Below are 18,745 nucleotides of genomic sequence, written 5' to 3'. Positions count from 1 at the left end.
TCCGCTACCGCGACCGCTGCCGCGCCGGAGGTTTCGGCGCCTCGAAAGAGCGCCGCACCACTTCTCCGCGACCTCCGAGACCCCTCACCCTCTTGCCGTTGACCTGCACGGACACCGCACCGGCGTCGCTGAGCAGCAGGTTGACCTTCCCCGGGACACGCCACGTCGACGTCTTGCCCGCTTGCAGCGTCCCCGAGAACAGCCGGCGCCCGTCGCCGTCATGCACATGCACGTACGACGACCGCTTGGCCCTGATCCGCACCGTCACCATCTCCTTGGACGCGCTCCGCGACGGCGCCGCCCCGGGCGTCTCGGTGATGGGCGTGTTGGGCGGGACGCTCGGCCGGGCCGAGGCCTGCCGCACGCCGGCCGTCTGCACGTGATCGCCGGCGCCTCCCAGCACCCGCATCATGCCGAAGACCACGACGATCGCCAGCGCCACCCCGAGCGCCATCGTCCAGTTCGGCCCCCGCCGCTCCGGTACGTTGATCTTCTTGTCGGCCTGGAACACGGCCGCGGCCCGCACCGGCCGCGGCGCCCCGCCGTGCTCCTGGTCGAACTGGTGCACGGTGGCCTCGGGATCGAGTCCCACGGCCTTGGCCACGGCCTTGATATGTCCTCTGGCGTAGAACTGGCCGCCACACTGGCCGTAGTCGTCCTGCTCCATGCCATGGATGATCGTCTCGCGGATCCTGGTAGCCGCGCTGACCTGCGCGACTGTCAACCCGGCCGACTGCCTTGCTCCGGCCAGCATGGCTCCGATGCTCTGCTCCTGCACGGCGAACGCCTCCCCGATGGCGCCTGGACTCTCCACCACGACGTTGCGTAGTGGTTCATATTCAACCAGTTACCGCCGCGCAGGCATGCATTGGGGTCATTCGCCACGCAGGTCGGCCAGCAAACCCGCGAGGTCGTCGGGCTTCACGAGCACCTCGCGGGCCTTGGATCCCTCGCTGGGGCCGACCACGTTGCGGCTCTCCAGAAGGTCCATGAGCCGCCCGGCCTTGGCGAAGCCGACCCGCAGCTTGCGCTGCAGCATCGAGGTCGAGCCGAACTGGGTGGTCACGATCAGCTCGGCGGCCTGGATCAGCAGGTCGAGGTCGTCGCCGATGTCCTCGTCGATCTCCCGCTTGACCGGCGCCGCCGCGACGTCCTCGCGGTATTCGGCCTGCATCTGCTCCTTGCAGTACGCGACGATCTCGGCGATCTCCTTCTCCGAGACGAACGCGTTCTGGATGCGGATGGGCTTGCTCGCCCCCATCGGCAGGAACAGGGCGTCACCCTGGCCGACCAGCTTGTCGGCGCCCGGCTGGTCGAGGATGACCCGCGAGTCGGTGAGCGACGACACGGCGAACGCCAGCCTGGACGGCACGTTCGCCTTGATCAGGCCGGTGACCACGTCCACGGACGGCCGCTGGGTGGCGATCACCAGGTGGATGCCGGCCGCGCGGGCCAGCTGGGTGATCCGCACGATCGAGTCCTCGACGTCGCGCGGCGCCACCATCATGAGGTCGGCCAGCTCGTCCACGATCACCAGCAGGTACGGGTACGGCTGGTAGACCCGCTCGCTGCCGGGCGGCGGCACGAGCTTGCCCGCCCGCACGGCCTTGTTGAACTCGTCCACGTGCCGGAACCCCGACGCCGCCAGGTCGTCGTAGCGCCGGTCCATCTCGCCCACGACCCATTCGAGGGCCTCGGCGGCCTTCTTCGGGTTGGTGATGATCGGGGTGATGAGATGGGGGATGCCCTCGTACACGCTGAGCTCGACCCGCTTGGGGTCCACCAGCACCATGCGCACCTCGTCCGGCGTGGCCCGCATGAGGATGCTGGTGATCAGCCCGTTGACGCAGACCGACTTGCCGGCGCCGGTGGCGCCCGCGATGAGCAGGTGGGGCATCTTGGCGAGGTTCGCGACGATGGTGCGGCCCTCGACGTCCTTGCCCAGGCCGACGATCATCGGGTGGTGGTCGGCCTGCGCCACCTGGGAGCGCAGCACGTCGCCGAGCGCCACCAGGTCCTTGTCGGCGTTCGGGATCTCGACCCCGATAGCCGACTTACCCGGGATGGGGGACAAAATCCGGACATCGGCGGACTTGACGGCGTACGCGATGTTCTTGGTGAGCGCCGTGACCTTCTCGACCTTCACGGCCGGGCCGAGCTCGATCTCGTAGCGCGTCACGGTCGGCCCGCGGGTGAACCCGATCACCTGCGCGTCGATGGTGAACTGCTCCAGCACGCTGGTCAGCGCGTTGACCACGGTGGTGTTGGCCTTGGTCTGCGGCTTGGGAGGGGAGCCCGGCTTGAGGAACTGCAGGTCCGGCAGGCTGTAAGGACCCGCCTGCGGCGACAGCACCAGCTGCTCGACCTTGCGCGGCGCGGGCGTCGGCTGCGGCGGCTCGGGCTTGCGCTCGAGATCGACCGCGGGAGGCACCTCTTCGTCGGTCAGCCCGGGCACGATCTCCGGAGAGTGGTCGGCGCGCTTGTCGTCCTTCTCCGCCAGGACCGGCGTGTCATAGGGCTTGACCGTGTCGCCGCCCTCGCCGGTCTCAGGCTTCTTGGCCCTGACCCGCTTCTTGCCCGGCCCGCGCGGCCCCGGCTCGGAGTGCCGCTCGAACAGCATGTGCTTGAGCTCGCCCAGCCGCTCGGGGATCCGGTGCACCGGGGTCGCGGTGATCACCAGCACGCCGAACCCGGACAGGAGCAGCAGCAGCGGGATCGTGATCCACGGCGGCAGGATGCTCATCGGCGGCGCCGACACGATGAACCCGATCATGCCCCCGGCCGCCGACACCTTGTCCATGCCCTGGCCCTCGCCGGCCGGGTACGGCGTGTCGTTGGCCACGTGGATCACGCCGAGCACGCCGACCAGCAGCGCGGCCCAGCCGATCACCATGCGGCCGGTGTCGGCGTTCTGGTCGGGGTGGCGCAGGTAACGCCAGGCCAGCAGGCCCAGCAGCAGCGGCAGCGCCCAGGCCAGCGACCCGAACACGCTGTGCACGGCCGTGTTGACCACGCCGGAGACCGCCCCGTCGGCGTTGCGCCACGTCATGGACGCCAGCACGATCGCGCCCGCCAGCACCGTCAGGCCGACGCCGTCGCGCCGGTGCGCGGGATCCAGCTCGCGGGCGTTCTTGCCCAAGGCGCGGGCCATGCTGCCGACCCCGTTGGCGAACAGCATCCACAGCCCGACGATCAGCTTGCCGACCATCGTGAAGACCCAGCTGATCGGATCCTGGTGGGTCGTCGAGGGCTTGCGGCCAGAGGCGGTGCCCTTCGCCCTGGACCGCCCCGCCGACGTTCCTGTCCGCTTCACGGGGGTCGAGCGAGACGAGGTCGACCGCTTCGCCGGCCCCTTCGGTGCGCTTTTCGGCGTACGGGTGGCCATGATGCCAAAGGTACGTCGGAGACACCGTAGAATGCGCGTAGGCTCGCCGAACACCCCTCACTTGAGCGGAGGTTCACTCGACGTCCCGCTGCCCGCCGGTGCGCGCCGGCCTCACCCCTTGCCCCGGCTCTCCATGGCCGCGGACGAGACCGCGTCGAAGGCGGCCTGCATGGCAGCGACCTGGTCGGCCAGGCCCTTGACCGTGTCCCGCAGCCCCTCGTCGCCGGAGGCGGCGTCGGCCAGGCCGCCGAGCCCGGACTCGACCGCGCCGAGCCGCAGCGCGAAGTCCGACAGCGCCTCGTGGTCCTGGACGAGCTGGGTGAGCAGCGCGGTCTGCTCGACCAGCACCGCGGTCTTGCGGAACAGCTCGATGAAGACCGCGACCTTGGACCTCAGCACCCACGGGTCGAAGGGCTTGGTGAGGTAGTCGACCGCGCCGACCGCATAGCCGCGGAAGGCCGCGCGGGAGCTGGGCTCGGTGCCGGTCAGGAAGATGATGGGCACGTCGCGGGTCTGGTCGAGCCGCTTGATGTGGGTCGCCGTCTCGAAGCCGTCCATGCCGGGCATGAGTACGTCGAGCAGCACGACCGCGAAGTCGTGCCGCAGCATCAGCTTCATGGCCTCCTGGCCCGATCTGGCCTTGAACAGGCGCTGCTGGAGCGGCCGGAGGATGGCCTCAAGCGCGACCAGGCTGTCCTCGTTGTCGTCGACGAGCAGGATCTTGACCTGGCGGTTCATTGCTCGATCCACCGCCGCATCACGTCCAGCAGGTGGTCGAGGTCCACCGGCTTGGGCACGTAGTCGGAGGCGCCGCAGGAGATCGTCTTCTCCCGGTCGCCGGGCATCGCCTTCGCGGTGAGCGCGATGATCGGCAAGTCCGCGAACCGCGGCATCAGGCGTACGACGGCGATCGTTTCGTACCCGTCCATCTCCGGCATCATCACGTCCATGAGCACGAGGTCGATGTTCTCGTCGCGCTCCAGCGCCTCGATGCCCTCGCGGCCGTTCTCGGCGTAGACGATCTCCATGCCGAGGCGGCCGAGCACGTGGGTCAGCGCGTAGACGTTGCGGATGTCGTCGTCCACGATCAGCACCCGCCGCCCCGCGAACACCTTGCCCAGCGGGCCGTCCTTGAGCCGGCCCAGCTTGGTGGCGGACTGCCACAGCTCGTCGCTCTCCACGCCCGGCCACTCCTCCTGCGGCGGGGCGACGGTACGGGCCTCGACGCCCGGCGGCAAGGGTTGCGACTGCCGCTCGGGCTCGCCGGGAGCGGCCTGGACCGGGCACCTCGCGGGCACGTACAGCGTGAACGTGCTGCCCTTGCCCGGGGTGCTGGCGGCGTGGATCTCGCCGCCGAGCAGGCGGGCGATCTCGCTGCTGATCGACAGGCCCAGACCCGTGCCGCCGTACTTGCGGCTCGTGGTGCCGTCGGCCTGCTGGAACGCGCCGAAGATGGCCGGCAGCTTGTCGGCGGCGATGCCGATGCCGGTGTCGCTGACGGCGAACGCGATCACCTCGGAGTCGCCGGGCTCGACCGACACCTCCAGGCGCACCTCGCCGGCGGCGGTGAACTTGATCGCGTTCGACAGCAGGTTGCGCAGGATCTGCTGGAGCCGCCGCTCGTCGTTGTAGAGCTCGCGCGGCGTGCCCGGGCGTACCTCGATCTCGAACGTCAGCCCCCGGTCGACGGTGAGCGGCCGGAACGTGGCGTCCACGTAGTCGAGCAGCTTGCTCAGCGGCAGCCGCTCGGGGCGTACGTCCATCCGCCCCGCCTCGATCTTGGACAGGTCGAGGATGTCGTTGATGAGCTGGAGCAGGTCGCTGCCGGCGTTGTGGATCGTGGTGGCGAACTCGACCTCCTCCGCCGACAGGTTGCCCTCGGGGTTGTCGGCCAGCAGCCTGGCCAGGATGAGCAGGCTGTTGAGCGGGGTGCGCAGCTCGTGGGACATGTTGGCCAGGAACTCCGACTTGTAGCGGGAGGAGGTGGCCAGCAGGTGGGCCTTCTCCTCCAGCGCCGCGTTGGACCTGCGGAGCTCGGCCTGCTGGCGCTGCAGCTCGTCGGAACGGCCCTGGAGCTGCTGGGCCAGTCGCTGCGACTCCGACAGCAGCGACTCGGTGCGGGCGTTGGCGATGATCGTGTTGATCGCCACGCCGATGGTCACCACGAACTGGTCGAAGAAGGCCAGGTGCACGTCGCTGAACCGGCTGAACGAGGCCAGCTCGATCACGCCGAGCACCTTGTCCTCGAACACGATCGGCAGCACCACCAGGCTGGCCGGGGCGGCCTCGCCGAGCCCGGAGCGCACTTTGATGTAGCCGCGCGGCACGTCGTCCAGCAGGATCCTCTTGCGTTCCAGCGCCGCCTGCCTGATCAGCCCGGACCCGGGGCTGCCGGGGCCGGGCAGGACGTCGTGGGCGGCGCCGTAGCCGGCGATGAGGGCCAGCGAGCCGTCGAGCGAGTCGGAGTCGGCCAGGAAGAACGCGCCGTACTGGGCGCTGACCAGCGGCGTCAGCTCGCGCAGGATGAGGTCGGCCACCTCGACGAGGTCGCGGTGGCCCTGCATGAGCCCCGCGATACGGGCCAGGTTGCTCTCCAGCCAGTCCTTGGCGCGGGTGGTCTCGCGCAGGTTGGCGACCATGAGGTTGACGTTGTTCTTCAGCTCGGCGACCTCGCCCTTGGCCTCGACGCTGATCGAGCGGCTCAGGTCGCCCTGGGCGACGGCGCTGGCCACCTCGGCGATGGCGCGTACCTGGGTGGTGAGGTTGCCGGCCAGCTCGTTGACGTTCTTGGTGAGGCGCTCCCAGGTGCCGTAGACGCCCTCGACCTCGGCCTGCCCGCCGAGCCTGCCCTCGGAGCCGACCTCACGGGCCACGCGGGTGACCTCGGAGGAGAACGACGACAGCGTGTCGACCATGGTGTTGATCGTGGTCTTCAACTCGAGGATCTCCCCCCGGGCGTCCACGTCGATCTTCTTGTACAGGTCGCCGTTGGCGACGGCCGTCGCGACCTGGGCGATGTTCCGGACCTGGCTGGTGAGGTTGGACGCCATGAAGTTGACGTTGTCGGTGAGGTCCTTCCACACGCCGGACACGCCCCGCACCTGGGCCTGCCCGCCGAGCCGCCCCTCCGTGCCCACCTCGCGCGCCACCCGCGTCACCTCGTCGGCGAAGGCCGACAGCTTGTCGACCGTGGCGTTGATGGTGTCCTTGAGCTGGAGGATCTCGCCCCGGGCGTCCACGGTGATCTTCTTGGAGAGGTCGCCGTTGGCGATGGCGGTGGTGACCATGGCGATGCTGCGGACCTGGCTGGTGAGATTGGACGCCATGAAGTTGACGTTGTCGGTGAGGTCTTCCCACACCCCGGACACGCCCCGCACCTGAGCCTGCCCGCCGAGCCGCCCCTCCGTGCCCACCTCGCGCGCCACCCGCGTCACCTCGTCGGCGAAGGCCGACAGCTGACCCACCATCGTGTTGACGGTGTCCTTGAGCTGGAGCATCTCACCTTTGACGTCCACGCTGATCTTGCGGCTGAGGTCGCCCTGGGCGACGGCGGTGGCGACCTGGGCGATGTCGCGGACCTGCTCGGTCAGGTTGGACGCCATGAAGTTGACGTTGTCGGTGAGGTCCTTCCACACGCCGCGCACGCCCTGCACCTGGGCCTGCCCGCCGAGCCGCCCCTCCGTGCCCACCTCGCGCGCCACCCGCGTCACCTCGTCGGCGAAGGCCGACAGCTGACCCACCATCGTGTTGATCGTGTCCTTGAGCTGGAGGATCTCGCCCCGGGCATCGACGATGATCTTCTTCGACAGGTCGCCGTTGGCCACCGCGGTCGTCACCTGGGCGATCGAGCGCACCTGGGTGGTCAGGTTGGAGGCCATGAAGTTGACGTTGTCGGTGAGGTCCTTCCAGGTGCCGAGCACCCCCTTCACTTCGGCCCGCCCACCGAGCTGCCCCTCCGTGCCGACCTCGCGGGCCACCCGCGTCACCTCGCTGGCGAATGCCGACAGCTGGTCGACCATGGTGTTGACGGTCAGCTTGAGCTCCAGCAGCTCTCCGGTGGCCTCGACGGTCACCTGCCTGGTCAGGTCACCCCTGGCCACAGCCGTGGTGACCACCGCGATGTCGCGCACCTGGGCGGTCAGCCGCGCCGCCATGGCGTTGACCGCCTCGGTCACGTCGCGCCAGCTCCCCGACATGCCCTGCACCTTGGCCCGCCCGCCGAGCCTGCCCTCGGTGCCGACCTCCCGCGCCACCCTGGTCACCTCGCCGGAGAAGAGCGCGAGCTGGTCGACCATGCGGTTGACGGCCTTGCCCATCAACCGCAGCCCGCCGCGCAGCGGCCGGTTGTCCTCCTGCAGGTCCACGCGCTGCGACAGGTCGCCGTCCGCGACCGCGTTGAGCACCCGCGTGGCGTTGGCCGCGGGGATGACCAGCGCGTCGATCAGGGCGTTGACCGCGGTCACGTTGACCGTCCAGCTCCCGGTGCCCGGGCTGGGGCTCAGCCGCTCGTCGAGCCGTCCCCGCCTGGCCACCTCGCCGCGGACCCTGGTCAGCTCGGCGGTCAGGTGCTCGTTGCGCTCGACGACCTGGTTGAACACCGTCGTCAGCTCGGCGAGCACCGGATCGTCCGGCACGTCGAGGCGCTGGCGGAAGTTGCCGTCACGAAGCCCCTGCAGCGCCGTGAGCAGCGGGCGCAGGTCCGACGATTGGAGCGATCCATGAACGTTTGGAGAGTCCAGCTGCGCGACCGTGGCGGTCTTCATCACCGGATCACCGCCGTTAACGCTCTGACCTCCAGGCTCCGGAGGGAACGGCCTACGGTCAGCATGGTTTCCTCCTGGATGGTGTAGGCGTGTCCGCCGGCCGGCCGGCGGCGGACGCCGCATGCGCGGCCGGATCGGGCGGTGATGTCGAAGAGACGCACCTCAAGCCCCTCCTGTAGGAGAGAGTTGTCGACCGGGAGGTATCAACGGCATCAGTCTGCCACTCTGAGAGTGACCGAACTGCCACATCGAGTCATGTTCTGGGACGCACAGTGGACACGATCAGAGTGTCGAGCACCGCCTTCGACGGGACCCCCCATGCTCCGGCGCACGCCCGCAGGTTCGTCAGGCAGGTGCTCGGCGAATGGCGGCTGAGCCATCTGGCGGAGGACGCCGTGTTGCTGACCAGCGAACTCGTCACCAACGCCGTGGTGCACGCGGGCACCGGCATCGAGCTGACGTGCCGCCTGGACGTCGAGGCCACCCCGGCGAAGCTGGAGATCGAGGTCGACGACCACCACCCCACGAGGACCATCTCGGCGGCCGAGAGCCCGCCGGACGACACGGCGCGCACCTCGGGGCGTGGCCTGGCGCTGGCGGGCATGCTGGCCGACGCGTGGGGCGTCACGTACACGAGGACCGCCAAGCGCGTCTGGGTGCGCATGGAGCTCAGCGACGGCTGCGACCACCAGGAGGCGGCGCCGCCCGGGCTGCTGCCGGCACCGGTCCTGGCGCCTGTCGAGTCGCTCCACATCGGTGTGATCATCTGTGACCGCGACGGAGTCGTGCGGTCGTGGAACGCCGAGGCGGAGAAGCTGCTCGGCTGGCGGGCCGAGCAGGTCGTCGGCGTGAAGCTGATGGACCTGGTCGCCTGGCGCGGCCACGGCCCGTACGCGCTGACCCTCGCCGACACGCTCGGCCTGGGCCGATGGCGGGGTGAGGCGCGCATGCGGCACCACGACGGCAGGCTGGTGCCCGTCTACGTCTCCCACCTGCGTGCCAGGGGGCAGCGGTCCGCGATCTGGATGGTGGTGGCCGGCGACCACCGCTATGTCCTGACGCCGCCGCCCGTGCCGATGCGCAGGGAGGCGGGCCGGCGCATCAAGGACCTGCTCGACCAGGACATGCCGTTCTCGGAGCTGCTCGACACGATCGCGCAGATCGTCCAGGTGTCCAGCGGCGGCGACGCCGCGTACGTGCTGCTCGCGGCCGACGACGGCAACAGGTTCGGCGTGGCGGCGGGCGCCGGCGGCACGGCGGGGCTGGTGGGGGTGCTGGCCACGGGCGTGTTCGGCGCCGACCGCAAGACGCCGACGATGCTCGAGGACCTGCTGGCGGAGGACGTCGAGCTGGCCGAGCAGCTGCGGGCCAGGTCGCTGGCGTGCGCGCCGCTGCTGGTGTCCGGCGAGGTGACGGGCTACATCGTGGTGACGGCCGCGCAGCCGGGGCGCTTCGACCAGGAGCTGACGGTCAGCCTGCAGCACATCGCCGACCAGGTGGCCGTGCCCGTGCAGCGGGAGCGGCTGGCCGAGCAGGACCGGGCGCACCGGGGGCGGCTGTCGTTCCTGGCGGAGGCGGGCGAGCTGCTGGCCGGCGTGCATGACGAGGAGCTGATCGCGGCGCTGACGGCGCAGCTCGTCGTACCCAAGATCGCGACCTGGGCGGCCGTCTACCTGACCGACCTGGCGGGGATGACCAGGCTCGCCCACGTGTGGCACAGCGAGGAGCGCCACAACGCGGACCTGCGCAAGTCGCTGCCCGCCATCCCGCGCACCGCGCTCAACGAGGTGTCGTGGCCGGTGGGCCCGGAGACCGTGCTGTCGTTCCCCCTGCTCACGCAGGGCAGGTCGCACGGCGCCCTGGTGATCGGCCGGACCGAGCCGACCCTGCCGCTGGAGGTGGCCGACCTGCTGGCGGACCTGTGCCGGCTGGTGGCGCTCAACCTGCACACGGCCATGCTGTACGCCCGCCAGGCCACCACGTCCCGGGTGCTGCAGCGCAGCCTGCTGCCGATGCGCGTGGCCCCGATGCCGGGCCTGGAGTCGGCGGTCGTCTACGAGCCGGCCGAGGAGGGCGCGGACGTGGGCGGCGACTTCTACGACCTCTTCACGGTGGCCGACCACTGGTGTTTCGCACTGGGCGACGTGTGCGGCAGCGGCCCCGAGGCGGCCGCGGTCACGGGGCTGGCCAGGCACGCCGTACGCCTGCTCGCCAAGGAGCACTACACGGTGGCCGACATCCTCGACCGGCTCAACCAGGCGCTGCTGGAGGAGGGGGACGAGGGCAGGTTCCTCAGCCTGCTGTGCGGCGAGCTGACCCCGCTCCAGCAGGGCGGCGCGCTGTGCACAATCGCCTCGGCCGGCCATCCGCCGCCTCTGCTGCTGCGGGCGGACGGCACGGTCGAGACGGTGGCGACGCCGCAACTCCTGCTGGGCATCGAGGCCGACGCCCGGTTCTACGTCGAGACGTTCGAGCTGGCGCCGGAGGAAGTGCTGCTGTGCGTCACCGACGGCGTGACCGAGCGGCGCGACGGCGACCGCCTGCTCGACGACGGCGACGGACTGGCCGGGCTGCTGGCCGGCTGCACGGGGCTCAGCGCCCACGCGGTGGCCGAACGCGTGCGGCGTGCGGTCGAGACGTTCGCGGCCGAGCCGTCGCAGGACGACATGGCCCTGCTGGTGATCAGGGCCGCCGGCGCCGTGCGCCAGATCAGGACATGAACGTGTACGTGGTCGTGGAGGTGCGGCGCTCGCCCGGCCGCAGCACGGTGGACGGGAAGTGCGGCTGGTTGGGCGAGTCGGGGAAGTGCTGCGTCTCCAGGCACAACCCGGCGAAGGGCCCGTACGGCGTCGCGACCCCGTCCAGCATGCTTCCCGAGTAGAACTGCACGCCCGGCTCGGTGGTGGTGACGTCCATGATGAGGCCGCCGGCCGTCACCCGCATGCCGCCGTCGAGGACGAAGCAGTGGTCGTAGGCGCCGTCGTACCGCTCCCCCACGGCATGCGGCTCGGTGAAGTCGAACGGCGTGCCCTTGACCGGCGCCAGCTCCCCCGTCGGGATCTTGTCGGCGTCCACCGGAAGGTAGTGCTCGGCCTCGATCCGCACGACGTGGTCCAGCACGTCGCCGCCGCCGGTCAGATTGAAGTAGGAGTGGTTGGTCAGGTTGACGACGGTGGGCGCGTCGGTCTCGGCGGTGTAGTCGATGCGCAGGGCGTCGTCGCGGAGCGTGTACGTGACCGTGGCGGTCAGCGTGCCCGGGTAGCCCTGGTCGCCGTCGGGGCTCGTGAGGCCGAGCGTCACCGAGTCGCCGGTGCGCGCCTCGATCGTCCAGACCTTGCCGTCGAAGCCCTCGGTGCCGCCGTGCAGGCTGTTGGGGCCGTTGTTGACCGGGAGCCGGTATTCGGCGCCGTCGAGGGTGAAGCGGCCGTTCGCGATGCGGTTGCCGTACCTGCCGACGACCGCGCCGAAGTAGCGGCTGCGGGTCAGGTAGTCCTCCAGCGTGTCAAGTCCGAGCACGACGTTGCGGCCCGACACCTCCAGCGAGCGCACGATGGCGCCGAGGGTGAGCACCTCGGCGCGCAGCCGTCCCGAAGACAGCTCCACCTGCTCGACCTGCTCCCCCGACGGCAGCGTTCCGAAGATCATTTTTGGGCCCTTCCCGTGGACTCGCGGACTATGAGGGCGGTGTCGAGGGTCACTGTCGCGCCCTCGCCCCCCGACTGCAGCAGCAGGTCGACGGCCATCCTGCCGGCGGCCACGGCGGGCATGGCCACCGTGGTCAGCTTGGGCCGGTTGAGCCGGCCGGGCAGGATGTCGTCGAACCCGACGACACTTATCTGGTCTGGTACCCCGATCTCCATCGCAGCCAGCCCCTCGATGAGGCCGAGCGCGACGAGGTCGTTGTAGGCCAGCACGGCGGTCGCCCCGCACGCCGCGACGTCGGCGGCCACCGACAGGCCGCCCGCCTCGGTCGGCTGGTTGGGGCCGAAGAAGACGAGGTCGAGCCCCGGCGCCTCGGCGGCGACGCCCTGCATCTCGTTGCTGGTCCACGAGCCGATGGGGCCGGACACGAGCGCGATCCTGCGGTGGCCGAGATCGGACAGGTGCTCCAGGGCGAGCTTGGCACCCTGGGCGACGTTCATCAGGACGGAGGGCATGCCTTTGATCCGGCGGTTGACCACCACGAACGGCACGTCCTCCGCCAGGCGCTCGATCATCCGGTTCGACAGGCGGGGGCTGCACAGCAGGACGCCGTCCACCTGTTTGGTGAACGTCCTGATCAGCTCCTCCTCGACCCGCGGGTCCTCGTCGGTGTCGGCCACGAACACGTGGTAGTCGCGGCCCCTGGCCTGCGCCTGGGCGGCTTTGATGAGCGGGGGGAAGAACGGGTTGGAGATGTCGGCCACGATCAGGCCCATGTTGAACGTGCGGCCCGTGGTCAGGGCCCTGGCCGCCCGGTTGGGGCGGTAGCCGAGGTCGTCCGCCGCGGCGAGCACGCGGCTCCTGGTGGCAGGATTGACCAGGTGCGGCGCGGAGAAGGTGCGGGACACTGTGGACACGTGCACGCCGCAGGCGCGCGCCACGTCCTTGATCGTCGCCGCCATCGCCGTCCTCCCTTGCAAACGGTTGCCAGACTAAACCTTGACGTTCACCCGTCCCGTCGTCAAGGTTCCTGCAACCGGTTGCTCCGGTCCGGCGCTGACCCGCGTCTACCCACGTCAGGCGCCGCCGGGGGCCTGACGCGTTCAGGCCCCGCCGGCCGGGCGTCACAAGCGGGACAGAGGAGCCGAAGGGCCGGTGGGCGCGTTACCAGGAGCCGCCCAGTTCCTTGAGGGTGAAGACCCCGCCGGCGCGGTCGTGCACCGGGTCCGTCAGATCGGGCTCGCCGTGCTCGGCGATCAGCGCCGCCGCCTGGGACTCGGAGTCGTCGCGGGAGACGTACCCGATGGACTTGGCCTCCTCCAGCGACCACCACCGCCGCGTGTTGTCCGACACTCCCCACACCACGTGGTACCCGGGCGCGACCAGCGCGGCCTCGATCAGCCCGGCCAGGTCGTCGGGTGACATCCAGGTGGCCAGCCCGCGCGTGTCGAACGAGCCCTCGTTGCAGGTCCCGAGCCGCACCACGGTGATGTTCATGCCGAACCGATCGTGGTAAAGGCTGCCCAGGGCCTCCATGACGACCTTGCTCACGCCGTAGAAGGTGTCGGGCCGCGGGAAGGCGTAGTCCGGCAGATCGGAGCCGTCCGCCGGCCTGGTGTGGAAGCCGGCCGCGTGGTGGCTGCCCATGAGGACGAGGTGCTGGACGCCTTCCTCGCGGGCCGCCTCCAGCAGCACCTGCATGCCGTTGATGTTGGCGTGCACGATGTCGGCCCAGGGCCGCTCCCGGCTCTGGCCGCCCAGGTGGAGCACCGCGTCCACGCCCTTCATCGCCTCGGCCATGGCGGCCGGGTCGGCCAGGTCGGCCGCCACCCACTCCTCACCCGGGCCGGTCTCGCCCGCGTGGAGGTCGGAAAGCCGCAGCGTACGGCCCTCGCGGGCGAGCCTCGGGCGGAGCAGCGTGCCGACTTTTCCCGCGGCACCGGTCATGAGAATGCGCATGGGTCCATGGTGTACACGATCCTGACAGAAATTCACATCCTTGAATATTGACCGTGCGCTATGTCTCTAGTTACGTTCACACCCACGAGTTCAACATTTCGACTCATGTCCACGTATGTGAACGGGAGGCGGTCCGATGTCACGTCGTCTGCTCGGGGCCGCGATCATCGCGTCCCTGGCCGTAACGCTGACAGGCTGCGGTTCCGGGGGATCATCAACTACCGACAACGCATTGGAGATCTGGATCAGGCAGGCGCCCGATTCCGACTCCGCCAAGACGGCGCAGAAGCTCGCCGACGCGTTTACCAAGGCCAGCGGGATCAAGTCGAAAGTCGTCGCGCTCTTCGACGACTTCGAAACCAAGCTGAACCAGCAGGCCGCGCAGAAGGATCTTCCCGACATCGTCATCAACGACACAGCCCAGCTCGGCAACATGCAGTCGCAGGGCTGGCTCCAGCCGGTGGACAAGGCCTCCCTGGCCGGCGGCGACAAACTGTCCGACCGGGCCTGGTCCGCCGCCACCGGCAGCGATGGCAAGGTCTACGCCGCCCCGTTCTCCGCCCAGGCGTTCGCGCTGATCGTCCGCAAGGACTGGCGCGAGAAGGTCGGCATGGAGCCGCCGCAGACCTGGGAGGACCTCACCAAGCTGGCCACGGCGTTCACCGAGAAGGACCCCGACGGCAACGGCCAGAAGGACACCGCCGGGTTCGTCATCCCGGCCGGCACCAAGCGCGGTTACGCCTCCTGGTACGCCTCCTCGTTGATCTACGCCAACGGCGGCGACTTCGTCAAGGCGACCGGCTCCGGCAAGTACGCCGCCACCGCCAATGACCCCAAGTTCGTGGAGGCCGTCCAGTACCTGCAGGACGAGTTCTGCAAGACCAAGACCGTCAACCCCGGCGCGGTCAGCAACGACACGACCGTCACACACGAGGTGTTCGAGAAGGGCCAGGGCGGCATCTACCTGGTCGGCCCGTACGTGCTCGCCAGATTCGTCAAGAGCGTCGGCACCGACAAGATCGAGGTCCTGCCCGTCCCGAAGGGCCCGTCCGGCGGCCCTGGCACCCTCGGCGAGGGTGAGAACGTCTACCTGATGGCCGGCTCCAAGATGCAGGACGCCCAGAAGAAGTTCGCCGAATTCGCGATCTCCCCCGAGGGCCAGAGGGTCGGCATGAACAAGGACGCCAACGGCGCCATCGTCCGCCTGCCGGTCAACACCACCGTGGACATGAGCGCCGAGCGGCAGGACCCGCGCTGGAAGGTGTTCCAGGAGTCGTACGACTTCGCCGTCTACGCCCCGCCGGTGCCGAACTGGGCACCGATCCGGCAGACGTCCGCCGACGCCATCAACGCCGTCTGGGCCGACTGCACCGCCGACGTCAAGACGGCGATGGACGGCTTGAACACCAAGCTCACCCAGGAACTGCAGAGCCAGAAAGCGTCATGACGTCCACACTCACGCCGGCGAAGCGCCGGACGGCGTCCCCTCACCGCCGCACCAAGTCGGTGCGGTGGCGGGGGCCGCTGATCGCCTGGCTCTTCCTGGCGCCCGCGCTGCTGCTGTTCCTGTACTTCAAGTTCATCCCGATGTTCGTCGGCCTGTGGAAGAGCTTCTTCAAGGTCCAGACGTTCCTGGGCGACGAATGGGTCGGGGCGCAGAACTACCAGACGATCATCTCTGACGACGAGTTCGCGGCGGCGATCTGGCACAGCGTCGTGCTGGCGCTCGGCACCACGGTCGGCTCGCTCGTGCTGGGGCTCGGGTTCGCGCTGCTCATCGAGGGTCCCGCCCGGTATCTGTGGTTCATCAGGACGGCGGCCTTCCTGCCCGTCGTCACCACCATGGCGGCCGTCGCCGAGGTGTGGCGGATCATGTTCCACCCGGCCGACAGCGGGATGCTCAACGTCATCATCGGCTGGGTCGGCATCGACCCGCAGCCCTGGCTGGCCAGCGAGAATTCCTCGCTGGGGTCGATCATGCTGATGAGCATCTGGCGCGGCACCCCGTACGACATGATGATCTTCCTGGCCGGGCTGGTGGGCGTGGACCGCACGCTCTACGAGGCGGCGGCCGTGGACGGGGCCTCCACGTGGCACCGGCTGCGGCACATCACGCTGCCGGCGCTGCGGCCGGTGTTCTGGATCCTGTTCACGCTGGCCGCCATCCGCGGGCTGCGCGTGTTCGTCGAGGTGTACGTGCTCACCAACGGCGGGCCGAACGGCTCGTCCGAGGTGCTGATGACGTTGATCTACAAGCTCGGATTCCAGAAGAACGAGCTGGGCGTCGCCTCGGCGGGCGGGATCGTGCTCTTCCTGGCCACGCTCGTGCTCACTCTGGTCGTGCAGCTGATGCGCAGGAGGCAGGCCGCATGAGGTTCGACAGCGCTCTGGGGCTGGAGTCGCGCAAGGGTCCTCTGGCCGTCGCCGGGAAAGTCATCGTCTACGGCCTCATGGTGGTCGTCTTCACCGGGCCGCTGGTCGGGCTGCTGATGAGCGCGTTCAGCAAGACCCTCGACCCGACGTCGTTCTCCCTGTGGCCGGACGAGTTCACGCTGGAGAACTTCATCCAGGCCAAGGACAAGAACGTCTATCTCTACCTGCTCAACTCGTTCATCGTCGTGGGCTTCGGGCTGCTGCTGCAGATGCTGGTGAGCGTCTTCGCGGCGTACTCGCTGGCCCGCAAGAAGTTCCGCGGCATGACGGTCGTGATGCTGCTCATGCTCACCACGATGATGCTCCCCGAGGAGATCATCGCGATTCCCCTCTCGCTCGTCCTGGCCGACCTGCCGGTGCTGCACCTCAACCTCATCGGCACGTACGCCGGGATGATCCTCCCGGTCGGCGCATGGGGCTTCTCGATCCTGGTCATGACCGAGTTCATGAAGGAGGTGCCGGTCGAGCTGGAGGAGGCCGCGCGCATCGACGGCGCGGGCGAGCTGCGGATCTTCGCCACGATCATCGTGCCGCTGTGCCGGCCCGCGCTCGGCGTGATCGGCGTCTTCGGGTTCACGATGATCTGGGACCAGTACCTGCTCCCGCTGATCGTCGCGCCCCAGTCGGACATGTGGACGCTGCCCATCGCGCTGCGCTCGCTCCGCTCCGACGAGGAGGTCGGGATCGGCGTGCTGCTCGCCGCGTCGCTGCTGGCGCTGCTGCCGTCGATCATCGCGTTCCTGGCCTTCCAACGCCAGTTCATGCGCGGCCTCACCAGCGGCGCGGTCAAGGGCTAGATGTCCATGTATCTGGACGCTATCCCATATGCTGGATGTGATAGAGAGCCGCAGGAGACGAGATGGGATGAGTATGGAGCCCCAGCTGGTCAAGTCCGCCGAGCGGACGGTACGCATCCTCGAAGCCCTGGCCGAGTCGCACAACAGCCTGACACTGTCGGAGCTCCAGCAGCGCACCGGGTTCCCGCGCAGCAGCCTGCACGCCCTCATGCGGACGCTGGTCGAGCTCAACTGGGTCGAGACCGACTCGGGCAGGTCGGCGTTCGGAATCGGGCCGCACGCGCTCCTGACCGGCACCGCGTACCTGGACAAGGACCCGGCGCTGCCCTTCGCGCAGGAGACGCTGGAGGACCTGCGGGACGAGATCGGGCAGACCGTGCACTTCGCCCGCAGGGACGGCGGACACGTGCTCTACCTGGCGACCAGGGAGTCGCGGGAGGCCGCGCACGTGATCCCCAGGGTCGGCAGGAGGCTGCCCGCCCACGTGACCGCGCTCGGCCAGGCGCTGCTCGCCCAGCTCACCGACGACGAGGTCGTCGCCATCCTGCCCGAACCTCTGGTCGGCCTCACCGAGCACTCGATCACCGACCTGACCAAGCTCACCGGCGAGCTCGACCAAGTCCGCACCCGGGGCTGGGCCTGCGAGCGCGAGCAGGGCACGCCCGGCGTGGCCTGCGTGGCCGTGACGGTCGACTACCGGATCCCGGCCACGGACGCGATCAGCTGCTCCATGCCCGCGGGCCTCGCGCCCGCCGCCGTCGAGAGGATCACCGAAGCGGTGATCAAACACACCCGCAAGCTGGCTGCCACTCTGCGCAGGGAGGGCATCCGCTAGAAAGGATTGTTGATGCGGCTAGATGGTGTTCTCTTCTTTCCGGTGACCCCGTTCGGGGCCGATGGCGAGCTCGACGAGCCGGTGCTCGCCCGGCACGTCGCCGACGGGGTCGCGGCTGGGGCGGGAGGAGTGTTCACCGCGTGCGGCACCGGTGAGTTCAACGCCCTCGATCTCGACGAATACACCAGGGCCGTGGCCACCGCGGTCGCCGCCACCGAACGGCGCGTGCCCGTCTTCGCGGGAGCCGGCGGCACGCTGCCCGCCGCCAAGGCGATCGCCCGCGCGGCGGCCGCGCAGGGCGCCGACGGCCTGCTGCTGATGCCTCCCTACCTGGTCACCGGCCCGCCCTCCGGCCTGATGCGGTACGTACGTGAGGTGGCCGAGGCCGTCGCGCTGCCGATCATCGTCTACCAGCGGGGGACGGCGCGCTTCACGCCCGCCGCCGTCGCCGAGCTGGCCCAGCTGCCGAACGTGGTGGGCTTCAAGGACGGGCTCGGGGACTTCGACCTGCTGCAGCGGATCATCCTGACCGTGCGGCGGTCGACCGGCAAGGAGTTCACGTTCTTCAACGGGCTGCCGACCGCCGAGTTCACCATGCCCGCGTACCGGGGGCTCGGGGTGAACCTGTATTCGAGCGCGGTGTTCGCGTTCGCGCCCGAGATCGCGCTGGCCTTCCACAAGGCGATGACGGGCGGGGACGAGGTGCTCACGCAGCGGCTGCTGACCGAGTTCTACCTGCCGCTCGTGGAGCTGCGCGACCTCGTGCCCGGCTACGCGGTCTCCCTGGTCAAGGCCGGGGTGCGGCTGCGCGGGCTGGACGTGGGCGGTGTGCGGGCGCCGCTGGTCGATCCGGCGCCCGAGCACGTGGCGTCGCTGGAGCAGATCATCGCCACCGGCCTGGAGATCGCCGGGGCGTGACCCGCGGGGCCGG

At 69.6% G+C, this 18,745-nt stretch carries 13 protein-coding genes; 6 read left to right on the top strand and 7 right to left on the bottom strand.

From position 1 onward, the window contains the following. Positions 1 to 4: 4 nt before the first annotated feature. From ACIBX3_RS48455 to ACIBX3_RS48440, 4 genes are all read right to left on the bottom strand, one after another. Positions 5 to 814, bottom strand: coding sequence for a helix-turn-helix domain-containing protein (locus tag ACIBX3_RS48455; RefSeq protein WP_397127489.1), 810 nt, complete (start codon positions 812 to 814; stop codon positions 5 to 7). Between the two features lie 60 nt (positions 815 to 874). Continuing rightward, a complete protein-coding gene (locus ACIBX3_RS48450) occupies positions 875 to 3,385 on the bottom strand; it encodes a DNA translocase FtsK (protein WP_397127488.1) in 2,511 nt (836 codons plus the stop codon). A gap of 111 nt (positions 3,386 to 3,496) precedes the next feature. After that, entirely contained in the window at positions 3,497 to 4,123 is a 627-nt protein-coding gene (locus tag ACIBX3_RS48445; protein WP_397127487.1) for a two-component system response regulator, read from the bottom strand. Continuing rightward, positions 4,120 to 8,148 carry a HAMP domain-containing protein gene (locus ACIBX3_RS48440; protein WP_397127486.1) on the bottom strand — a complete coding sequence of 1,343 codons (4,029 nt, stop codon included), beginning with the start codon at positions 8,146 to 8,148 and terminating at the stop codon, positions 4,120 to 4,122. The genes ACIBX3_RS48445 and ACIBX3_RS48440 overlap by 4 nt, the downstream gene beginning before the upstream one ends. Before the next feature lie 272 nt (positions 8,149 to 8,420). On the opposite strand from ACIBX3_RS48440, the gene ACIBX3_RS48435 reads away from it, so the two are divergent. Continuing rightward, positions 8,421 to 10,868, top strand: coding sequence for a SpoIIE family protein phosphatase (locus ACIBX3_RS48435; protein ID WP_397127485.1), 2,448 nt, complete (start codon positions 8,421 to 8,423; stop codon positions 10,866 to 10,868). Here ACIBX3_RS48435 and ACIBX3_RS48430 read toward each other — a convergent pair. The 3 genes from ACIBX3_RS48430 to ACIBX3_RS48420 form a co-directional block, all read right to left on the bottom strand. Further along, positions 10,858 to 11,793 carry an aldose epimerase family protein gene (locus tag ACIBX3_RS48430; protein ID WP_397127484.1) on the bottom strand — a complete coding sequence of 312 codons (936 nt, stop codon included), beginning with the start codon at positions 11,791 to 11,793 and terminating at the stop codon, positions 10,858 to 10,860. The genes ACIBX3_RS48435 and ACIBX3_RS48430 overlap by 11 nt on opposite strands. After that, a complete protein-coding gene (locus tag ACIBX3_RS48425) occupies positions 11,790 to 12,752 on the bottom strand; it encodes a LacI family DNA-binding transcriptional regulator (RefSeq protein ID WP_397127483.1) in 963 nt (320 codons plus the stop codon). Before ACIBX3_RS48425 ends, ACIBX3_RS48430 begins: the two co-directional genes overlap by 4 nt. A 202-nt stretch (positions 12,753 to 12,954) precedes the next feature. Further along, positions 12,955 to 13,749, bottom strand: a complete 795-nt coding sequence (locus ACIBX3_RS48420) for an NAD-dependent epimerase/dehydratase family protein (RefSeq protein ID WP_397127482.1) — start codon at positions 13,747 to 13,749, stop codon at positions 12,955 to 12,957. A 136-nt stretch (positions 13,750 to 13,885) separates the two neighbouring features. On the opposite strand from ACIBX3_RS48420, the gene ACIBX3_RS48415 reads away from it, so the two are divergent. From ACIBX3_RS48415 to ACIBX3_RS48395, 5 genes are all read left to right on the top strand, one after another. Beyond that, positions 13,886 to 15,196 (top strand): extracellular solute-binding protein, encoded by a 1,311-nt coding sequence (locus ACIBX3_RS48415; RefSeq protein ID WP_397127481.1) that lies wholly within the window; start codon positions 13,886 to 13,888, stop codon positions 15,194 to 15,196. Then, positions 15,193 to 16,122 (top strand): carbohydrate ABC transporter permease, encoded by a 930-nt coding sequence (locus tag ACIBX3_RS48410; protein ID WP_397127480.1) that lies wholly within the window; start codon positions 15,193 to 15,195, stop codon positions 16,120 to 16,122. The genes ACIBX3_RS48415 and ACIBX3_RS48410 overlap by 4 nt, the downstream gene beginning before the upstream one ends. Next, positions 16,119 to 16,979, top strand: coding sequence for a carbohydrate ABC transporter permease (locus tag ACIBX3_RS48405; protein ID WP_397127479.1), 861 nt, complete (start codon positions 16,119 to 16,121; stop codon positions 16,977 to 16,979). The genes ACIBX3_RS48410 and ACIBX3_RS48405 overlap by 4 nt, the downstream gene beginning before the upstream one ends. A gap of 67 nt (positions 16,980 to 17,046) precedes the next feature. Further along, positions 17,047 to 17,814: an IclR family transcriptional regulator gene (locus ACIBX3_RS48400; RefSeq protein WP_397127478.1), complete on the top strand. Its 768-nt coding sequence runs from the start codon at positions 17,047 to 17,049 to the stop codon at positions 17,812 to 17,814. Between the two features lie 12 nt (positions 17,815 to 17,826). Continuing rightward, entirely contained in the window at positions 17,827 to 18,732 is a 906-nt protein-coding gene (locus tag ACIBX3_RS48395) for a 5-dehydro-4-deoxyglucarate dehydratase (RefSeq protein ID WP_397127477.1), read from the top strand. Positions 18,733 to 18,745 lie beyond the last annotated feature (13 nt).

It is taken from the genome of Nonomuraea sp. NPDC049480, from assembly GCF_044465905.1.
Taxonomy (GTDB): Bacteria; Actinomycetota; Actinomycetes; order Streptosporangiales; family Streptosporangiaceae; genus Nonomuraea.
This window is presented reverse-complemented; position numbering and strand designations above follow the sequence as displayed.